This window comes from Neisseria sp. P0021.S005, from assembly GCF_051956955.1.
Map to the genome: position 1 here is coordinate 1 of NZ_JBQCWY010000700.1, position 1,567 is coordinate 1,567.

The following is a 1,567-nucleotide window of genomic DNA, read 5'->3' on the forward strand; positions in this document are numbered from 1 at the left end:
TGGAGCGATGTGATGTTTATTGCCACTTCAAACAGCTTGAATATCCCGACTCCGCTGCTTGACCGTATGGAAATTATCCGTCTGTCCGGTTATACGGAAGAGGAAAAAATCAATATCGCCATGCAATACCTTGTGCCGAAACAAATGAAGCGCAATGGTGTGAAAGAGGGTGAGTTGGTGGTTGATGAAAGTGCGGTGCGCGATATTATCCGTTACTACACTCGCGAGGCCGGCGTCCGCTCGTTGGATCGCGAAATTGCCAAAATCTGCCGCAAAGTAGTAATGCAGGTTACCTTGAATGAGGATAAGAAAAAAGCGTCCAAATCCAAAACAGCAAGCAAGGCCAAGCCTAAAGCAATTAAAGTTACTGAGAAAAATCTGCATGACTATCTAGGCGTGCGCCGTTTCGACTATGGCGTGGCCGAAAGCGAAAACCGCATCGGCCAGGTAACCGGTCTGGCTTGGACTGAAGTCGGTGGCGAGTTGTTGACTGTTGAGGCGGTTGCCTTGCCGGGCAAGGGTACGATTCAATGTACCGGCCAACTGGGCGATGTGATGAAAGAATCAGTATCGGCCGCATGGTCGGTTGTCCGTTCCCGTGCCGAATCAGTGGGTCTGGCTCCTGATTTTTACGAGAAGAAAGACATTCACGTCCATGTGCCGGAAGGTGCGACGCCGAAAGACGGTCCAAGCGCAGGTATTGCCATGACTTTGGCGATGGTTTCTGCCTTTACCAAAATTCCGGTGCGTGCGGATGTGGCGATGACCGGTGAAATCACTTTGCGTGGCGAAGTGTTGCCGATCGGCGGTTTGAAAGAAAAACTGCTGGCTGCTTTGCGCGGCGGCATCAAGCATGTATTGATTCCGAAAGACAACGTCAAAGATTTGGAAGAAATCCCTGAAAATGTCAAAACCGGTCTGACCATCCATCCGGTCAAATGGATTGATGAAGTGTTGGCTTTGAGTCTGGAAACTCAGCCTGAGCAATGGGTTGCCGAATTGGCAGTTGCCGAGACCGTGCAAACTCCTAAGACAAAGTCAAGAACAAAAGCAACCAAGCATTAAGTTGGCCGTCTGATGTTGCAAAAAATGTGGTTTTGCCCTGAATGCCCCAAAAATAGGGCAATTCCACATTTTTTACTTGACATGATAATTTCAGAATTGCTATAAAGTGCGTATGTGCTTTGAAAGCGCTCAAGCCCCGAGTATTCGGGCATTTCATCATCTTTATACGATAGGAAGGGACTAATTGTGAACAAGTCTGAATTGATCGAAGCAATTGCTCAAGAAGCCGGCATTTCCAAATCTGCTGCGCAAAAAGCTTTGGATGCTACTACTAATGCCGTAACCAACGCATTGAAAAGCGGCGACACTGTTACTCTGGTCGGTTTCGGTACTTTCTACGTCGGCGAACGCGCCGAACGTCAAGGCCGCAACCCAAAAACTGGCGAGCCTTTGACTATTGCTGCTGCTAAAACTCCTAAATTCCGTGCCGGTAAAGCATTGAAAGACGCTCTGTAATTTAGAGTCTTTCCCTGAATGGGAATAAAAAACCGATTTGATTCGG

The 1,567-nt window shown here is 48.1% G+C and carries 2 protein-coding genes; both read left to right on the forward strand.

From position 1 onward, the window contains the following. Window positions 1-1,065 (forward strand): S16 family serine protease (locus ACTHUE_RS18475; RefSeq protein WP_440424136.1); only part of this gene is annotated, 1,065 nt, incomplete at its 5' end. Between the two features lie 186 nt (window positions 1,066-1,251). Next, on the forward strand, window positions 1,252-1,521 hold the full coding sequence (locus tag ACTHUE_RS18480) for an HU family DNA-binding protein (RefSeq protein ID WP_070625332.1): 270 nt from the start codon (window positions 1,252-1,254) through the stop codon (window positions 1,519-1,521). Window positions 1,522-1,567: the final 46 nt, after the last annotated feature.